The sequence below is a fragment of the Pseudoalteromonas sp. RWi3 genome, assembly GCF_054960735.1.
This window is the reverse complement of record NZ_JBHNYL010000006.1, coordinates 40,141-58,557: the sequence shown is the minus strand read 5'-3', so window position 1 is coordinate 58,557 and position 18,417 is coordinate 40,141. Positions and strand designations below refer to the sequence as shown.

Sequence of the window (18,417 nt, the reverse complement as noted above, 5' to 3'; positions counted from 1 at the left end):
ACAATTTATAAAATTCAAGAAGATAACTCTAAAAACTTTCCTTTCATCTTAGATTTGTTTTTTATAAGACTAAGTTCGGTACACTTAACATGATTTTAACTAGCCGAAAAAGAGCAGAAAATGAAATTAACCACCCTTACGCTAGCATTAAGTTTAGCTTTAGCGACCAGCGGCCACGCTTTGGCTGCAGACAAAAAAGATGATAAAAAAGACAAAACAATTGCTGAATTAATTAAAGGCAAAACTGAATTTGCAGGCATTTTTAGCCTATATCAAGATGAAAAAACAGGTGATCATTTAATGGTTATCAATGAATCTCAACTTGATACACCGTTTGTTTACTTTGCGCATACCGTTGATGGTGTTACTGATGCTGGGCATTTTCGTGGTGCATACCGTGAAACCAAGTTAATCGAATTTAGAAAGTATTTTGACCGTATTGATATTATCAGCAAAACTCCACGCTACCAGTTTGATGAAAACAGCGCCATCGCCAGAGCAGCCGATGCCAATATCAGCGAAGCCGTACTTGCCAGCATCAAAATTGAAAAGCACGAAGCAGACAAAATTGCCTTTAAGGTAGATAAACTCTTTTTAAGTGAAGCACTGCACAAAGTTTCACCGTGGCCAAACCCGAACGACAAAAACGCGAAAAAACGTTTTAAAGTCGGTAAATTAAGCGATAAAAAATCGCGTATTATTAAACAGCGTCCGTACTCAAATAACCTTGATGTTGTTGTAGATTATGTATTTGAAAATGCCAACCCAAGTGTTCGCGGCTCAAGCGCAGTCAGTGACCCACGTAATGTGTCGGTAAAAGTACAGCACTCATTTGTCGCTTTACCAGAAAACACCTATCAACCTCGTATTGACGATGCACGTATTGGTTATTTCACCAATCAATTTGATCAAATGACTTCACCAGACTGGGCACCTTACAAAGATGTCATTAAACGTTGGGACTTGCAAAAGAAAGATCCAAGCGCAGCATTATCAGAGCCTGTAAAACCTATTACGTGGTGGATCGAAAACACCACACCGCTCGAGTGGCGCGATACAATAAAAGAAGCCACATTGGCTTGGAACAGCTCATTTGAAAAAGCGGGCTTTAAAAATGCCATCGAAGTAAAAGTTCAGCCTGATGATGCAGACTGGGATGCCGGTGACATTAATTACAACGTATTACGTTGGACTTCTTCACCTCGCCCTCCATTTGGCGGTTACGGCCCGGCACTTGCCAACCCATTAACCGGTGAAATACTCGGTTCAGATATCATGCTTGAGTTTGTATTCATGAAGAACCGTTGGATTTATGACACACTCTTTACGCAAGGCACCATGAGCCATAGCAATCACCCAGTTAGCACTGGCGAATTAAATTGCTCGTTAGGACATGAAATTCAACAAAACATGATGTTGGCCAATAGCCTTTCAACGGGTGCTAGCATAGAAGACAAAGAAATTCTGCGCCAAGGTTTAACACAGCTTGTGCTTCATGAAGTAGGCCACACCTTAGGCCTAAACCACAATATGAAATCATCTATTTTGTGGGATGAAAAAGAAGTGCATGACAAATCAAAAACGCAAGGTATTGTCACAGGCTCTGTCATGGATTATGCCCCAGCTAATATTGCCCCCATTGGCATGCAGCAAGGTGATATTTTCCAAACTAAACCAGGTCCATATGATGATTGGGCCATTGAATTTGGTTACAGCCCAGCACTTGCTGATGAAGCGGCAGAGCAGCAACGCCTAGAGCAGATTCTTGCACGTTCAACTGAGCACGCACTTACTTTTGGTAATGATGCTGATGACATGCGTGCACCAGGTCGTCACATTGACCCGCGCGTAATGATTGGTGATATGTCATCAAACCCAGCGGCTTACGGCGCAGACAGAATGGCGCTGATCAACAAACTGTTCTCTGAATTAAAAGACACAGCGCGCGTTGAAGGTGAATCTCACCAACAGCTGCTTATTTCTGCAAACAGCCTATTTGGTCAATACCGAGCGCAAGCTAACGTAATTTCACGCCAAATCGGTGGTGTGTATGTCGAGCGTGCCGTCGTTGGTGGTAATGACGATGTAAAACCATTTACCCCTGTACCACTTGAACGCCAACAACAAGCGATGCAAATTTTAGCGAAAAATGTATTTGCACCAGATGTGCTAAGTAGCATGAAACCGCTTTATAACTATATGCAGCAGCAACGTCGTGGTTTTAATCATTACGGTAAAAATGAAGATCCAAAACCACATAAAATGATTTTAGGAATGCAAAAGTCTGTACTTGCACAACTTTTACATCCAGCTGTAATGCAGCGTATTTCAGACACCGCACTGTACGGTAATGAATATAGCTTAAATCAGTTTATGGGCGATTTAACTGCAAGTATTTTTGTTGACAGTAAAGAAGCAAACTCAATTAGCCATAACTTACAAATTCAATATGTTAATCAGCTAATTGCAATTGCGGGTCTGGGTAAAGCGAGTAAGCACGACAACTTAGCAAAAACCGCAGCACTTTATCAGCTGACACAAATTGCAGATAGCAGCACGCCATGGGGTGCCGATACAGCAACTAAAGCACATAAGCAGTATATCGACCGTTTAATTAGCAAAGCGCTCGAGGCATAAGCAGTAATCTAGCCATATTAAGCCGTACTTCAAGTACGGCTTTTTTGTTTCAGTACAAACTGTGTGAGTAAACGAAACGAATAAACCTATAAATAGTGCCTTGCATATAACGCACTGCGTGGCCTGTTAAAGTCACCATATCATCACCTACATTAAATTGACGGCTTGAACCTTGATAAGCACTTAGCGTATTTTTTCCAAGTTGCTGCGCCCAGTAGGGTGCAAGACCGTGTGAATTGAACCCGTAACAAAATCCTCATCACCACCACTGACAGGCCAAAAATACCGCGAGACAAAGTCGTATTGTCTACTTGGTGCTGTGGCTACCACATCTAATGGGTATAAAGCTTTGAAAAATCCAGAGTCTGTTATAAGATTTAATACATTCTACTCGCTATCATAGAAGTAAAATCAATTATTTTTCAACGCCATAATTGGTTGTATAGACAAGATAAAAAGTGAGTCTATGACATATTATGCTTGGCGGCAGGTAAACGCTGTCCCAGACACGTTATTTTCTACGCATATATTTAATGAATAGTTAATTGCATTTAAAGCTCACTGTATGGAGATCTATTTAGGGTAAACCTCCATACACGAGCTAATTGAACATCAAAGCTATTTCACTTTTGGTGGGCTAAGCTGCAACTGGCCGCATTTTGTAATATTGAATACAGCCAAGTTGAGCAGCATTTGTCAGCAGTATCATAACAAACGTTAAGATGTGTGAAGTACTGGGAGTCGCCATTGCAAGCTCGGCAAATAAGCCACATAGGCCCGCTATAAACTGCAAGCTAAAGTAACGAGCACTTAAGTTGCTAATATCACCACTGCGTATCGTTTTATAGGTTTGGGGCATCACACGCACTGAGCTCATGATCAAGCCAACAAACGTCAGCCACGTAAGTACTTGAGCTGCCTCTAACTGAGGGTTTAACATTAATAAAAAAGGAAGTAGTGAAAAGCCTAGCATTGCTGCTAACTGGATTCGCTGTTCACGCTTGGCATTGTAGCGCGCAAAGTAATACAAAATAAGACCACTTAACCCCCCCGTTACGACAAAAGGTAATACCATGTAAAAACGTTCAAAATACACGTTATAGGTAATAAAGTACGTACTTTGCGCTACGCCAAACGTCATCATCAATAATGACAATCCCGATACACTTCGGTTTTTACGGATTTTATTTAATAGCGGTAAAAAACTAAACACTAAAATAAATGATGATAAAATAGGCAAATAATGCGCCAAAGCAAACCTCACTGGTTAAAAATTAGTTAATAAGTTACCGGCCTTTAAATTAAACGAAAACAAAGTGTAAACCACTGATTTTGATTAATTTATATAAGGCGCGGCATTGTATATAACTTATTTTCGCACGCAACTATTGATGAAAAAAAAGACAAGCTTTGTTGGCAAGTTTACATTACAGTATGAATAGTTTTTACACGCGTTTAGCATCAAATTGAGTGAGAAAGAAATGAGTAACTCAGGCTAACTTTCTTTCTTGAATCAAAGTGCGCCTCAGCGTAGCTTAAAATAAGCGGAGGGATTATGAAGTTTTCTTTTATATTTTTTATAGGCTTATTAGCTGGGTGCGCCTCAACAACCACACCCAAAGCCCCTCCAACTCAGGAGGCCCCTTCATTAACACAGCTGATTAATCATTCGCTATTCACACTGGAAGCCGTGCCTTCCGAGCAGCAACTTTTTCAACTCCCACAGCAAGAACAGCAAAAGTTTATGGCTTACGTAAACGCGAACCGCGTGCTAGGCGAATCTGACGAACTCATTTTATATAATTACATTGAAAGCAGTTTAGACGGATTTACCTACCATGGCGATACGTTAACGGCATCACAAACGCTCGAGAAAGCCCATGGCAACTGTATAAGTCTAGCCATTGTGACTCAAGCATATGCCAACGTTATCGGCCTTGAAACGGCATTCCAAGAAATGACCAGTGAGCCTGTTTATGCCAAAGAAGGTAATTTAGTGTTTATCGCAAACCATTTCAGAACAAAGCTGTATAAACCGCTTGAAAAGCAAGAAGGTCAAATTATTTTTATCCGCCCGGGTGTCATCGTTGATTACTTTCCATCAAGAGGGAGCTTTTACTTCGGTAGTGCAGACATAAACGATCTCATTGCAAAATATTACAGCAATCTTGCAGCAGAAGCCTTATTGCAAGAGAACTACAATTTAGCTTACAGCCTATTAACCAAAGCCAATTTGTTCACGCCTGATGATCCTGAGTTGTTTAATTTAGCCGCGATTCTTCACAAGCGTGTGGATGACCAAGCAACAACGCACCGTATTTACCAAAGTGCATTTGACCATCAACTAGAAAGTTTGAACTTATTAAGCAATTACAAAGCACTGGCTGAAGATATTGGTAATGAGATGCTGGTTGAACAGATTAACCGAAAATTAGATCAAACGGAAAAAGATCCTTATCAGCTAATTGTGTTAGGTGAAACAGAGGCATTAAGCGGGCAATATCTGCCTGCTAAAAAATACATCAACGAAGCCATAGATAAAGCCCCTTACTTATCAGAGCCCTATGTCGCATTAGCAAAAGTCCGTTATCAACAAGGTCATTTAGGTGCAACAAAAAGGCTGTTGGAGCAGGCTATGAAGCTTGAGCGAGATGAGACGCAACGCAGTGTATATGCTGCAAAGCTGGCGTCAGTTTTTACTAAAACAAAATGAGCCTAATCCACACAGCTTCAGCAAAGAATATCGGCGGTTTGAAGTCATAGTTACAATGCCTTGAAGTACATCAAGGCACTTGCGTGATTAAAGAGAATAATAAAAGCCTAACCATCCTCTTAGCTCATCCTCGAAGCTATCACCTTCGACTTTTGCTAAGCCAAAATCAACATGAAGGTCGTTGATACCAGCACTTGCTAAACCAAAGCCAATTGAGTCTTGCCATTTAATGCCATAGCTTTGCGCAAAAACTTCACTGTCAATTTGATGCTGCTGATAATAAAGCCACGGCATCCCTTGGGCGAAACTTGCCCCACCGCCGTAGCTCAGGTAACGCTCTGCCGTTGTTGCATGAAAAGGAAGTTCTTTCGCAAACACATAATCTGCATGAGTATTGTTAGCAATTAATGACGAACTATACCCACCAAGCGTCAAACTGGCATTATCACGATGCCGTTGTTGGTAGTTCACATATAAAGGGATGTCATACACTTTACCAAACACATTGGCTGCAAAATCATAACCTTGCCAATCATCTTCATCATTATCTCCCTCATACCATTGAGCAAGAATATTTTGACCAATCGAAAATGATTGACGGTCATGATTCCAGCGCTGTGAAACACTCGCTCTTAACCACTGCTGATTACGTTTACTGCCTAAACTTGTATCTATATCAGTGTAGTTATATGCAATTGAGGGGGTTATTTTTAGTTGGCCGATACTAATTAAGTATTTCGCATCAACATAGCCACCTTGTTTGGCATATTCAGAGCTATTTGTTGCACGTGCTTGCTTTGTGCCATCCATATCAAACATAAAAAACTTGGCGTTATATTCAAGCTGGTTCAATCCGTACTTTACTTCAGCAAATCCCCCTGAAAGCGCCTCATTATCAAGGCTCGCACTGTAGCCTATTTGCCAATCAAGTTGTTTGAGTAAGTCACTGCCTTTTAGGCTTACATTAAGTAATGATGATGAAGCCGAGTTATATTGCGCTCCCAAAGCTGCCGTTGCATTTTGTTGCCACGGATCATAATCAAGCGATTTACCAACTTCTGCAGTGTATACCTGTGCTGCCGGTAGTTGGTGCTTCTCAACTATAAATTGCGGCGCAAGTGTGTTTGTTGCAAGCTCGGTTATAACTTCGCCTTTGTAGGTAGGTGCAAGTTGTTTAAAATCTAACCCTTCATGTGTAATGGATAGATACAAAATAGCGCCATCGCTCATAACCTGAGGATAAGCGACCGCTTCTTGCCCTTGAGTCATTTGGACTAATGTATTTTCAGCTATATCAAAGCGATAAATATCCAGTGCACCGCTTAATCCTGCCACAAAGTATAACGATTCCCCATTAACCCCCCAGCTTGGCTGAGATAAGTATTGGTAACCTTTTGGCATAGGTACTCGATGGCTGATTCCAGCGTCAAAATCTTGTATATACAACTGCCAATTGTGGTTATAGGTTGTTTTTAAGTAAGCTAATTTAGCTTTATTAGGGCTAAGTACTGGGTAATCAAATACATCCTCTAAGCTTTTATCGAATAAAGGCGTAGCTGTGGCCGTTTGAATATCGTATTTCACCAGTTCAGAGTAACCTGAGCGAGAACGCTCAGCGTACAAAGTCTGGCCATTGTCAGCAATGCTAAAGCGACGTAGCCCTGCAAGATCAGTCAGTTGCTTCACTTCACCAGTATTTATATGCCAACTAAAGATATCCGCTACTCGGGTATTCTTTACATCATCATTATGCGTGTACGCACCAAAATATATTTCCTCATCGTTTAGCCACTGAGGGTTTTGAATGCCCGCAAGGTTAATTTGGTTCAATACTTTTTGTTGTTTTCGTTTAAATACCGCAGGTGCTGAATCGGCAATATCGAGCGGATCATCGTTCAAAATTTCCTGCTGAGCTTGTGCAAATTCCTCTGCTGCTTGCGTATTTTGCTCCGTACTGTAAATGACGAGTTGCGTTTTACCATCTTTATCCCTTTCAACAACCGCAACTTTCTGTTTGTTTGGCGATAAAGCAGGGTTACTAGCGTGAAACGCTAAATCGAGCCACGGTGTGCTCTTTGGTTTAATTTCTGTTTGCTCTTTAGCCATGGCTTTATAGGTGTATTCAGCAATAAACCGACGGTAAAGCGACTTAGCAGAATCATTGAATACACCGCTAAATGCCTCATCAAAATCGCGCTTTTTAACCCCTTGCATACGAGTCCACACAGCATCTAATGTATCTTCTGAATGACGCTCTTCTAACCAACGTAAAAAGCGAGCTCCTAACAAGTAAGCCATAGAACCTGCCATATAGCCACCCTCAACATCACTCAACTGGTCATAACTAGGTAATGAACCTTGCTGAGCAAACTCGGTCAAAATCGCTTCACTATAATTATCATATAGCCGGCCACGCCCTGTCATTTTAGACTCTAATAACGTTGCATACCCTTCAGCGGCCCAACGCGGCATAGACTCATAGGTTAAATCGTATATATCCCACACCTCTCTGATGGCTTGGCGCCAGTCACTGCGTGTAGGTTGTGCTAAATGTACCAAGTGAACATATTCATGCAATATGAGTAATTGCTGCCAACCAGCAGTATTTGACACTACAGTGTCAGATTGAGGAGGCGTTGTAAAAAGTGCCATCATAGGATTAGTTGAGGGAGGAATCGCAAACCCATTTGCGCTGTTTAGTGGGTCAAAAACGATAACATCGACTATTTCGTCAAGCGCACGATTTTGCTGCGCTAACACCTTAGCTCGCACTATTTCCAACTCATTTGCAGCGGAACGAGCCCAATCATGAGACTCTTGCGTGTAATGAACATTAAAATGTTCTGTGTGGATAGTTTGCCAGTTTGCTTGCGCATAGAGATTAGTTGCAAGTAGTAAAAATATGGTGGCGAGTACTTTTGTCATCACGATCCCTGATATTTTATTTTCAGATATTATGCGCGTAATCGACAAAAAAAGTGAGTGTTTAAATGTAAAAAAACGTGTTATTCAATCTCTAAAGGTTGCACTAAGCTAACGATCAAACTGACTATAAAAACTGAAACTACAAAGACTAACAATGCCCTCAAGAGCCCAATCCCACCACTATACATAGCCAACGTAATTAAACATCCGACTGTTAACACGCCACAACGAGCGCATAAAAGTGATGCTTTTTTACAGCAGCGAATATGGAGCATTAATACCAATACACAGCAAAGCGCTAATAAACACAATGTTAAAACCATCATATTCCTGATTCTTTAAGAGCTAATATTAATAAGTATAATATGAGTGCGAAAAGAGTCAATGCAATTGATAATTACTTGCATTTATAAATTTACATCCAGCTCCGTTTCTCTGATTCAGCCTGAAACATCGTAAAGTCGATTATACCATTAGCGATGTCCTTTTTAAGATAAGGTAATGAAACCGTGCCTGACGCTAGTTGTATAGACAAGCTTTTCAAACCACTCTTACGCATAAAGTAAGTGCTGATGCTATTAGCACTTTGCGCTTTATATAATTCAAATACGCGATATTGCACACCCAGCATGCCGCTCCTGAAAATACCGTAGTAACGCCCTTCATGCTGATAAAAATAATACCCATACCGTTTATATGACAAAAATACGAACACGCTTAAAACAACAAAGATAAGCGAACAAAATAAGGGATTGATAGCTTCAGTAACATAGCTAAAAGCAGCCAATAACACACTTGGAGTCAGCGCGTAAAAGCAAAGATTTTTAAGCAGCAAAGCTCTCTCAACACCTTTAAAGTTAAGTGCTTTAAAGTCAACGTTATCCCGGTTTAACCAAGGGTAAATCCACAACAATGTTTGATTCACTTGCGCTACATTTAATACAGGCATGACTAAACTCTGCTTACTCTTAGCGCCTGCAGCAAGCCCACTTGTTGCCTGAAAACACTGTATTGTGTAACGATTTAATAAACGCGCAATTAGATTTTGCTTAATAACGATTGACTGTACCTTGTCTAGGCTTACTGATAACTGATGGCGTTCTAATAAACCTGCAATACGCTTAAATTTACCTTCTTTAAAATAGAGCTCATAGTTATAAAATCGAATCAGCGACATAATCACTGACAACAAAACAGCAACCAGTATCACTAAAAACAAAATAGAAAATATAGCTAAAGCGGCTGCATTAACCAATGTACCCACTTCTTGTTCGTAAAATACCTCTAGCCGTTTAATCACAGCATCTTCTAAATAATCAAATATAACATTCATAAATGGCGCTAACGCAGCCAATGCTAAAATGGCCATATTCGACATTAAACCAAATTTAGCAACTTCTTTATTGCTCAACGTTAAGCTGAGCAAAGGGTCGTTGTGTACATGCCGTGAAGAGGGGGTCGTTGGCTCTTTATCTTCAGCCTCTTTGTAAGTAAGCACCTGCTCACGCATACTTTCAGCATAATGGTTAGTCACACCTGGGAGGACAACTTCTTGCGAGACACTGCCCGCAGCATCAAAAATACAATTCACTAAACTTAAAGGCTTAAAGTAAAAAGGTTCGGCTATATTGACGTTTTGTACTCTTAGAAAGTTAAGGGTCAAGCGTTCTTTTTTAAACACCCCTTTATTAAGCAAAATATCGTGTTCATCTGTGATGCAAAATCGAAAGTTAATATAGTAAGCAATCGAGTAGACGAGTAATGCAACCACAGCAACAGCCGCTGCAATTTGCCCCCAAAACAGTTTGTTTTGAACTTGAGTAACGAACACCACAGCGATCGGCAATAAGTTAAAAATGCCGTCTTTGACAAAGCGATAAGCAAAATGCAGTACAAAGTACACTAGCGCCCAAGGCGATACTCTTTGCCAATGTTGTTTATTCATTTATGGACTCATCAGTATTCGCGATGTCTGTTGATTCAGTCTGTGTCAGCGTTGGTTGCGTATAATCTTGTATAAACTGACGAATATCCTTGCAGTCACTATGACTTAATCCACTAATATTTAAATCTGCACTCATTCCTCCAGCACTGTATAACCGCACGCTAGCTAAACCAAACTTTCTTTCTAAAGGGCCTCTGTGTATTTCCGTATGTTGAATACGAGAAAGCGGTAAAATAGTCACTTGTTGCCAAATAACGCCTTTCTTATAAGCAATATCGTGATTGCGAACAGCCACACCTCTTAGTCGAACACTCAACACATTGTAGGCTAATGAAATAATTAAAATGCTAGGGAGGGCAACTAATAATGGTGTTTGTGCAAGGCTTGCAAACGCTTCATTAAAGTAACACACAGCCGCCAGCACACACATTAGCGGAACATAAAACAATAACCAACTCACTTGTACATAGCGTAATGCATTATCAGCAAGCGGTTTAAATATTATGTCTTGATGTGTTGGCAGGGCATCCAATTGGTGATTTTCAAACACTCAGTATCATCCTTTAAAAGCCAACGAGAATATAACGCGTTGGCTTGATTTTGCTAGCTAAAGTGATCAAACCCAGCTAATGGTCGTGCCTAATGTGTGGCTTTGTCCTGGTGCTACCGTTGCGCAATCTTCCATCACATTGGCGGCTTCTAAGCACACCATAGTGAGGTACTCATCGTCAGCAAAATTAGATAGGCGCTTTGATTTTTCAATCCATGGGTTCCATAAAACACACGATGTTGAGTTTTCTCGGCCAACCTCAATAATTCCATCTGGTGTTATTATGCGTTGAACAGCGGCAGCTTGGGTATAAACCATATCCGTTTCACGGGCAAACCCCACCAACTCATTCTGATCAAATGGACCTTCTGCAAACTCAATGTATTTCGACCCTTGAAGCCCATCAACTTGAGTATCTTTAATTGCTGGTGTCGGAAAGTACGTGTGTAGAGCTTGAGTAAAGGTAATTATTTGATCACTTAAGTTTGTTGTGGTTAAACGTACTTCAAGCTTACTCGTTAATATAAACTCAACTTTTAAAGTCGACTTATGCGGCCAATAAACGTCATCAATTTGGTTCATGGGCAATGTTAAGCTAACTCGTATTTGGTCATTTTGTTCAGACACTTCATCTGCGCGCCAAAGACTCGTGCGTGCCACACCATGAATAGGCCAATCAGGGTTCGGATTTACCCCAAACCATGGCCAACAAATTGGAATCCCCCCTCGTACACTTTTACCTTCTTGGTAATCTTCTTCACTGGATACCCATATAAGCGGTTTCTTACCTGCAGGTGTGAACTGGGTTAACTGCGCACCTTGTAGGAATATTTTAGCAGTGCAAAAGTCGCTTGCTACATTAATGTACTCTAAGCCTGAGTCTGATTGCTCAATACTTACAGATGGAGATAACTTCATAATACGTCCCATAATAATGAAAAGCCTGCCATACCTTACCCAATACACGACTCATTAGTAAATATTTATTAGGTGTATTTACTGTAAAGTTATAATTTTTCACCCTGTCACTGACGATAAGCAAATTCAGCGTAAGTAACATTTAATCAATAATAGATAAATTGAAGTTATTTTAATTTCAGCTCAAACTAAAAAATCAAACCAAATACGCTTTATGTAAAGAGATTTATACATCGTGAAAACCCATTTCCATTTGAACTCGATTTATTTGATGTGTAATATTTATTAGTTGCGATAATAACACCCTCGCAATGACTCCCAATTTTATGAGATAAAATAATGCAAAAATATGACGAGTTATTAGTTGCTTTACGCCGTGTAATCCGTGCTATAGACCTTCACTCTAAGCAATTAAATAAAACATCAGGCTTAACAGGCCCTCAGTTATTGATCATGCAGGAAGTGGCACAAAGTGATGGGATAACAGCCAGTCGTATTGCTCAAAATGTTAACTTAAGCCCAGCTACTGTTACTAACATCCTTGATCGCCTTGAAAACCGCAATCTCGTCAATCGTGTTCGAAGTCAATTAGATAAACGCCGTGTTAGCTTATACCTGACCGAGGGTGGCCAAGCGCTCTTAGCGAAAGCGCCACAACCGCTTCAAGAACATTTTATCGAAAAGTTTACAGCATTAGATGAATGGGAACAGAGCCAACTTTTATCGTCTATGCAACGCATAGCCGCAATGATGGATGCCGATAAAATAGATGCCTCACCACTGCTTGAGGTCGGCGCGTTAACAAAACAGCCAGAGCCAAAAATAGCGGAATAACTCATCGTTAGCGACGTTACTGTTACGTGTCATCGCAGAAGTGTTATTTTTCACTTGGCTTGGGTTATGCGGTTATTTCATCTATTCTAAGCATTATCTGAACTCACACTAGCGATGACTTATGTTTAATCCTTCAAAGCTAGCCCTCGCAATCATGCTTGGCAGCACTTCAACTTTTTCCTATGCGTCAGATATTGATGAGATGCAATCACAGTTAAAACAATTACAAAAACAGATGCAGCTGCTCCAGCAAAAACTAGATGCCGCAGAGCAAAAAGCCACTTTGCAACAGCAAGCGATTGATCAACAAGTTGCCAAACAACACGCCATTGAAACACAGGTTATTACTGACTCAAAACCGGAAAAAAAACCATCAGGTATCAAAATTGGCGGGGCTGTAAGAACTAACTATAGCCACACTTCATACGATGAAGATAGTAAAGACAGAGGAGGTGATTATGATTTTGATATTTTTAGGCTTAACTTCTCTGGCGACGTTGGTGATGTGAAACTAAACGCAGAAATTCGTTTTTTTGATTACATGACCGCTGTAAAGTATGCGTATGCTGCTTACGACTTTGCCGATGACTGGCAAGTCCAAGCCGGTATCACTAAAGTACCATTCGGCAACTGGCCATATAATTCTCATAACTATTTCTTCGGTACTACATATTACATTGGCCTTGAAGATGACCACGATATGGGTGTGCTCTTCAAGCGTAAAATCGCCGACAACTGGCAGCTTGACCTTGGATTTTTCAAAAATGATGAGCAAGGCGGAGTTGATGGCTATGTTGATAACCGCAGCGATCGCTACTCATATGATGTTGTTGGCTTTAGAACTGTTGATGAAGGCGTTTACGCAGAACCTGCCAGTGCGATAGGCGAATACAATACTTTTTCAGGGCGCTATGCTTATCACCTTGAACACGAAGGTGGTACTACAGAGTTAGGTTTCTCAGCCTTAGCTGGTGGTTTACATGACGGTGTTGATCGTGCTGGTGATTACAATGCATGGGCAATGCACTTAAATAGCACTGTAGGTCAGTGGAACTTTCAGTTACAACACGGTGAATACAATTACGACGTTGATAACGCCAACCGCATGGCCGTTGGCGCATATTCGTTCTATGACAGTATTGCTGCAGAAGCAACCATGACCAATGCAAACATTGCTTACAGTGTACCTGTGGAGTGGGGCCCTGTAACAGGCCTACAATTTTATAATGACTATGGCATCATTTACGATAAATCAGATAATACAGAAGATACTTGGATGAACGTAACCGGCTTTTCAATTGCAGCTGGAGGCCTGTTCACCTATGTAGATTACGTATTTGCGAAAAACCAACCATTTGTCGGCGGCTCAATTGCCGGTGATAGCAGCGAAACAGAACGCCGCTTTAACATAAATGTTGGTTATTACTTCTAAGTCCTCCTCAGCCCGGTAGTCATACTGGGCTGACCTTAAATCAAACAGTTGCTTTTACAATACACAAACACAAATAAAAACCATTGTCATTTATACAAATTAAGGTTAGTATCCGCCCCCTTTTTAGAAACCTTAAATTGGTGTGCCTTGGAACGCTATTACACTGAAGTATTAAGTTATATTTCTCGCTCGGTTGGATGCAAAGATAAAGCGCAAAACATCGTTCAAGAAGCATACACACGCTTATTAAGCTACCGGAAACGCAACCCTGAGCATGACACATCCCAGCAGCGGGCTTTATTTTTCAAAACAGCTAAACACATCGTTATTGATAACTATCGCCGTAATTACGCCGTGACTGACCCTGTTGAGCAAGATTTAATCGCACCTAGCGATTATGAACCCGAAGCAAAGCTGGCCAGCCAACAGCAACTTAATTTGCTTTATAGGTGTATCGAGCAATTACCTCAGAAAACTAAACAAGCCTTCGTACTCTACAAATTTAGAAACCTAAATCAAAAACAAATCGCTGAACAAATGGGTATTTCTGTCAGCATGGTTGAAAAGCATCTAGCGACCGCGATGCTAGCTTGCCGTAGTGAATTAAAAAAACAATAAGAGAAACGAAATGGACTGTCAAAATTTAATCATTCAACAGCAAGCGGGCCGTTGGCTAGCATTACAAAAGCAAGGGTTAACGCACGAACAAGCACTCGCCCTACAGCATTGGCTTGAGAAAGACCGCAAACATTTACTCGCTTACCAAGAAAGTCAGCAAGTAGAACAGTTATTGTCGCAACTCTCTAAACAAGACATTCAATGCCTTGAGCAAACCACCACTATACCAAATCAATCAACTAGAAATTTGGGCAAAAGCCCTTGGGCGATGGCTGCATGCTTTGCGCTACTGTGTGTTTGCATGTTTGGTTATCTAAACTGGTCAACCTCGTTAAACCCAGCTTCCTTTCAAGCTAACTATCAAACAAAACGCGGGGAAATGACTGATGTCGTTTTACCTGACAACAGTACAGTCACTTTGGGTGCAAAGGCGGCTTTATCTATTAAGTTCAATAACGAGCAAAGAGTGAATAAATTAATAAAGGGTCGCGTACTGTTTGATGTTGTAAGCGATAAGGCTCGCCCTTTCGTGATCAATACAGGAAACAGCACAATTACCGTTTTAGGCACTCGCTTTTTTGTAGATAAGAAATCTCAGAGTACTCGCGTTATGGTCGACTATGGCCATGTGCAAGTTCAAAGTGATCATGAGCGTATTGAGTTAACCAAAGGTGAAATGGCAACAATCAATGCCCAAGGAATCAAGGTAAGCAAGTTTGACCCCAAGCTGAACCTTATTGGCGCATTTAAACAAGGCCGGTTAGTCTTTGATAATACGCCACTTAGAGAGGTGTTTGAAACCTTTGCTAGACACCATGAGTTGAACTACACCTTGACCTCTAATTCACATAAAGACTTAGTTATTTCGGGTACTTTTTCTGCTTCAGAACTAGAAAACTTCGTAAGCTTACTGCCTCACGCACTCCCTGTTGAAGTTAAAAACATCAATAACCAGTTGGTTATTAGTAAAATTAAATAAAAAACTTTATTTTTATTGAGGGATTCTCATTCTCATTCGTTTTAATAATAGGTAATTTATTTGGACGTATAAAAATGAGAACTCGCTCTGTACTAAACACACCACTCACCCCACTCGCATTTGTGCTTGGCCTTAGCTTAAGCTTGCCGACTGCAGCTCAAAATCAGGTTGCTGTATACGAATTTAGCCTCACACAACAACCGATGAGTCATACTTTAACTCACGTTGCCAAAGCAGCAAGTATGAACTTAATCGCAGATGCAAAACTTTTAAATGGTCTGCAAGCCCCTGCTCTTCAAGGGGAGATTAGTTTAAATGAGGCTCTAGAGCGCGCACTTAAAAATAGTAATTTAACCGCACGTATTATCGACAACAACATCATCATTCAAGTCGCTGTAAACGCATCTGACAAAAATCAAAAGAAGCACACCAGCGCTATTCTAGATGAAGCAAACAGTACACAAGAGGACATGGAAGTAATTTTAGTAAAAGGGGATAAGTTAAATATGCATCGCGAGCAAATTGCACGCACCAAAGGCTTATCAAACTCAGATATTTTCTCTAGCTTTATTGGCGTTGAAGCGAACAACTTACGCAATGAAGCTGGCGCACTCGATATCGGTATTCGTGGCGTACAAGGCGAAGGCCGTGTACCAATCTTTATTGATGGCAGCTTACAATCTACGCATACCAATCGCGGCTATATGGGCACTTCTGATAGAAGCTATATTGATTCTAACCTGATCAGTAAAGTAAACATCGAAAAAGGTGCATCCGTTAAAGCCTCACCATTTGCTTCAGGGGCGATTGGCGGCATCGTTAATATTCGCACTTTAGATACCCAGGATATTCTTAAAAGCGCAGAACACTTAGGTGCTTTAGTTAAAGTAAGCACCCATAACAATAATAAAACACCAAAAGTACCTGAAGGGTTTGGCTTACAAAATTATTATGAAGTCAGTAACCATAATGACACGCTCGACTTCGACGGTGGCAGCTTTACGCTGGCAACCGCTTACGAAAAAGATAAACTAAAGGCCGTATTGGCGTATAGCAAAAAGAAAGTGGGAAACTATTTTGCTGGTAAACATGGCTTCGAGAAGTTTGTAGAAGAAAAAGAATACATTCGTTGGGTGCCCTCAGAAGTCGAAGAAGGTACATATGATCAAGTCAACGATGTTCACCTTATTCCACCTCCTGTGAACCAAAATGGAGAAGTGGTAAATACCAGCTTTGAGAGTGATTCTTATCTTGCTAAGCTGAATTACGAGTTTACAGACGAACAATCACTCGAAGTTAATACTCGTTTTCACAAACAAGTAGCGGGCGAGATGCTTGCATCTTATTGGTACAAGCAACGTGCTGGCGACACAAAGTTTTGGAAAGTGACGGACGAGCATGGCAAAGTGCAATGGATGTCTGAAGAAATTCCTGAAGGCGTTGAAACAATGCCTCAATGGCAGCCGGGCTCTGGACTGGTAAATAGTGCCAGTGCACTTTATCGCTTTGAGCCGAGTAACAATGCATTGATCGATCTGAGTGTAAACGTATGGCGTACCAGTGCCCGTTTGCAACAGTACAATGCCCTTGGCAGTAATCTAGGTGATAATGCCGGACAATATTTTCATCGTGTGAATAATAAGCGCCATGGTGTGAGCGTGTTAAACGCGTCGGCTTTTGCAGTTGCAAACAAACCAATCACATTGACTTATGGTTTATCTTGGCAGACCGAAACACTTTCTCCGCATAAAGATTGGCAAGATAACTTTAAGCGTGACGGGCTCCCTGCTGAATTCCAGTTCAAGGCAACCTCTCGCCATGGTGAGCAAACTAAGCGTGCCATTTTTGCCAACGCACACATTGATCTTTCCGCGATTGAGCTTGCATTTAACATCAACCACCACGATTCAGTGAATCAGGACTTTCAGGTCGAAAATACCCTTAAATATGATGGTAAAACTGACTTTACTGTGCAAGCGAAATATTACCTATTCGATACCACGCAAATTAAAGCAAAATACAGTAACGCCTACAGAATGCCAAACCTTTATGAAACCAGTGTATCTGGCGAGGTTTTTTCTTACTCAAGTGATTACCCTATCACCCCTGAAAATACAAAATCTTATGATATTGGCATTGAGAGTGAATTCACCAATTTAATGCGCAATGGCGATAGGTTGATTTTATCAGCAGAGTACTTCTTCACCAATATCGAGAATATGATAGCAACGGGTTCTTTGCCCAAACCAGGCAAACCTGCATGGGATCTGGGTTACACTTTCACAAACTACGATAAATTCGAACTCCCTGGTACTGAGTTAGGCATTTATTATCAAAGCGACTTATTTTATAGCAAGCTGTCATACACTAAATATTCAAACGTAAAGATGTGCTCAAGCTCAATTGCACAGGCTGAAAAGGTAGATACATGTAATTCGACTGGCTTTTCAGGAAGTTTAACACCGCTTCGTGTTCCAGCAGAGAAAAGCTATATCGCAATTGTGGGTACATCATTCTTTAATGGTGATATTGACACCGGCTTCACCTATAAAAAGCACACTGAAAAACATCATCCTGGTGGCTTTTTATCTGGTACAGGTATTACCACGCTTGAGTATATTCCTGCTGGTTATCAATTAGATTTTTACCTTGATTACATCTTGACTGACGACATTAAAGCGAATCTAAGCATCACTAATTTAACTGATCAGTATAAGGTCTCGACGGGCTCAGTTGTTGCCATGCCTGAACCTGGACAGACGATTTCGATTGGCTTAGAACTTACACTTTAAGTTGAAACTATTTCCTAAAAACCTAACTTAAACCATAAATCGGCACTGAGTGATTATGAGTTACTCAATGCTGT

Annotated in this window: 12 protein-coding genes and 1 pseudogene; 7 read left to right on the top strand and 6 right to left on the bottom strand. The window is 40.8% G+C overall.

Features of this window, described 5'->3' with window-relative positions; genetic code table 11:
* Window positions 1-120 precede the first annotated feature (120 nt).
* A complete protein-coding gene (locus ACFI4Z_RS10040) occupies window positions 121-2,637 on the top strand; it encodes a zinc-dependent metalloprotease (RefSeq protein ID WP_462670470.1) in 2,517 nt (838 codons plus the stop codon).
* Window positions 2,638-2,686: 49 nt separating this feature from the next.
* Here the strand turns inward: ACFI4Z_RS10040 and ACFI4Z_RS10035 are convergent.
* A pseudogene (locus ACFI4Z_RS10035) lies at window positions 2,687-3,021 on the bottom strand (PhzF family phenazine biosynthesis protein); the annotation flags it as partial.
* Window positions 3,022-3,274: 253 nt separating this feature from the next.
* A complete protein-coding gene (locus ACFI4Z_RS10030) occupies window positions 3,275-3,889 on the bottom strand; it encodes a SemiSWEET family transporter (RefSeq protein WP_462670469.1) in 615 nt (204 codons plus the stop codon).
* Window positions 3,890-4,192: 303 nt separating this feature from the next.
* Here ACFI4Z_RS10030 and ACFI4Z_RS10025 point away from each other — a divergent pair, with 303 nt between their 5' ends.
* On the top strand, window positions 4,193-5,350 hold the full coding sequence (locus ACFI4Z_RS10025) for a tetratricopeptide repeat protein (protein ID WP_462670468.1): 1,158 nt from the start codon (window positions 4,193-4,195) through the stop codon (window positions 5,348-5,350).
* Between the two features lie 87 nt (window positions 5,351-5,437).
* On the opposite strand, the gene ACFI4Z_RS10020 is transcribed toward ACFI4Z_RS10025, so the two are convergent.
* The 4 genes from ACFI4Z_RS10020 to ACFI4Z_RS10005 form a co-directional block, all read right to left on the bottom strand.
* Window positions 5,438-8,275: a TolB family protein gene (locus ACFI4Z_RS10020; protein WP_462670467.1), complete on the bottom strand. Its 2,838-nt coding sequence runs from the start codon at window positions 8,273-8,275 to the stop codon at window positions 5,438-5,440.
* 415 nt (window positions 8,276-8,690) lie between these two features.
* The gene (locus tag ACFI4Z_RS10015) at window positions 8,691-10,220 is read right to left on the bottom strand and encodes a PH domain-containing protein (protein WP_462670466.1); all 1,530 of its coding nucleotides are present in this window, start codon (window positions 10,218-10,220) and stop codon (window positions 8,691-8,693) included.
* A complete protein-coding gene (locus tag ACFI4Z_RS10010; protein WP_462670465.1) occupies window positions 10,213-10,770 on the bottom strand; it encodes a PH domain-containing protein in 558 nt (185 codons plus the stop codon). The genes ACFI4Z_RS10015 and ACFI4Z_RS10010 overlap by 8 nt, the downstream gene beginning before the upstream one ends.
* A 66-nt stretch (window positions 10,771-10,836) precedes the next feature.
* Entirely contained in the window at window positions 10,837-11,688 is an 852-nt protein-coding gene (locus ACFI4Z_RS10005; RefSeq protein WP_462670464.1) for a D-hexose-6-phosphate mutarotase, read from the bottom strand.
* A gap of 339 nt (window positions 11,689-12,027) precedes the next feature.
* On the opposite strand from ACFI4Z_RS10005, the gene ACFI4Z_RS10000 reads away from it, so the two are divergent.
* From ACFI4Z_RS10000 to ACFI4Z_RS09980, 5 genes are all read left to right on the top strand, one after another.
* Window positions 12,028-12,522 (top strand): MarR family winged helix-turn-helix transcriptional regulator, encoded by a 495-nt coding sequence (locus ACFI4Z_RS10000; RefSeq protein WP_462670463.1) that lies wholly within the window; start codon window positions 12,028-12,030, stop codon window positions 12,520-12,522.
* 121 nt (window positions 12,523-12,643) lie between these two features.
* Window positions 12,644-13,954, top strand: a complete 1,311-nt coding sequence (locus ACFI4Z_RS09995) for a porin (protein WP_462670462.1) — start codon at window positions 12,644-12,646, stop codon at window positions 13,952-13,954.
* A 147-nt stretch (window positions 13,955-14,101) separates the two neighbouring features.
* Window positions 14,102-14,572, top strand: coding sequence for an RNA polymerase sigma factor (locus ACFI4Z_RS09990; protein WP_462670461.1), 471 nt, complete (start codon window positions 14,102-14,104; stop codon window positions 14,570-14,572).
* Between the two features lie 10 nt (window positions 14,573-14,582).
* On the top strand, window positions 14,583-15,551 hold the full coding sequence (locus ACFI4Z_RS09985; protein WP_462670460.1) for a FecR family protein: 969 nt from the start codon (window positions 14,583-14,585) through the stop codon (window positions 15,549-15,551).
* Window positions 15,552-15,625: 74 nt separating this feature from the next.
* A complete protein-coding gene (locus ACFI4Z_RS09980) occupies window positions 15,626-18,343 on the top strand; it encodes a TonB-dependent receptor (protein WP_462670459.1) in 2,718 nt (905 codons plus the stop codon).
* Window positions 18,344-18,417: the final 74 nt, after the last annotated feature.

Coding starts and splice junctions, on each gene's coding strand:
- ACFI4Z_RS10025 (WP_462670468.1), top strand. CDS start 4,193: ATGAAGTTTTCTTTTATATTTTTTATAGGCTTATTAGCTGGGTGCGCC.
- ACFI4Z_RS10040 (WP_462670470.1), top strand. CDS start 121: ATGAAATTAACCACCCTTACGCTAGCATTAAGTTTAGCTTTAGCGACC.
- ACFI4Z_RS10020 (WP_462670467.1), bottom strand. CDS start 8,275: ATGACAAAAGTACTCGCCACCATATTTTTACTACTTGCAACTAATCTC.
- ACFI4Z_RS09980 (WP_462670459.1), top strand. CDS start 15,626: ATGAGAACTCGCTCTGTACTAAACACACCACTCACCCCACTCGCATTT.
- ACFI4Z_RS09995 (WP_462670462.1), top strand. CDS start 12,644: ATGTTTAATCCTTCAAAGCTAGCCCTCGCAATCATGCTTGGCAGCACT.
- ACFI4Z_RS09985 (WP_462670460.1), top strand. CDS start 14,583: ATGGACTGTCAAAATTTAATCATTCAACAGCAAGCGGGCCGTTGGCTA.
- ACFI4Z_RS10000 (WP_462670463.1), top strand. CDS start 12,028: ATGCAAAAATATGACGAGTTATTAGTTGCTTTACGCCGTGTAATCCGT.
- ACFI4Z_RS10005 (WP_462670464.1), bottom strand. CDS start 11,688: ATGAAGTTATCTCCATCTGTAAGTATTGAGCAATCAGACTCAGGCTTA.
- ACFI4Z_RS10015 (WP_462670466.1), bottom strand. CDS start 10,220: ATGAATAAACAACATTGGCAAAGAGTATCGCCTTGGGCGCTAGTGTAC.